We start from the raw sequence: 542 nt of genomic DNA, 5'->3' as shown, positions 1-542 counted from the left end.
ATCCAGCGGGCGCTCGACAACGCCGTCGCAGCGCAGCTCGCGGCGACGCCCGCGCTCGCGGTACCGGACATCACCGTCCTCACCGTGCTGGGGGATCCCGGCGACGGGCATTTCATGGGCCCGAACCTGGGGATGACGGCGAACGGCAGCGTGTCCGGCTACATCCACCTCAACTTCTGGCCGTATCCGGAGAACCTGGCGCGACTGGAAGCCACGGCGGTCCACGAGCTGAACCACAACCTCCGCTACAGCCCCGGCGGGGTGGTCTGGGATCCGGCGACGGTCACCGTCGGCGAGCAGATCGTCTCCGAGGGGCTGGCCGACGCGTTCGCCCGCCAGTTGTACGGCGACGACCTCGGCTACGCCCGGATCGGCGTGCCGCATCTGCACGACGACGCGGTGTTCGCGAAGGTCGTCTCCGGGCTGGAGATCACCGGGATGCGGAACTTCACGGCCTGGGTGCACGGCGACGAGACCGCCGCCCGCTACGGCGGCACTCCCGTCGGCCTGCCGACCGGTGCCGGGTACGCGGCCGGTAACCG

The 542-nt window shown here is 70.8% G+C and carries 1 protein-coding gene; it reads left to right on the top strand.

What is annotated here, in order from left to right; all coding sequences use genetic code 11:
* On the top strand, nt 1–542 hold a 542-nt coding region (locus CFP71_RS41605; RefSeq protein ID WP_167406475.1), incomplete at both ends, for a DUF2268 domain-containing putative Zn-dependent protease.

It is taken from the genome of Amycolatopsis thailandensis (genome assembly GCF_002234405.1).
In the GTDB taxonomy this organism is placed as follows: Bacteria; Actinomycetota; Actinomycetes; order Mycobacteriales; family Pseudonocardiaceae; genus Amycolatopsis; species Amycolatopsis thailandensis.
The sequence above is the reverse complement of the archived record's forward strand: the minus strand, read 5'-3'. Positions and strand labels throughout refer to the sequence as shown.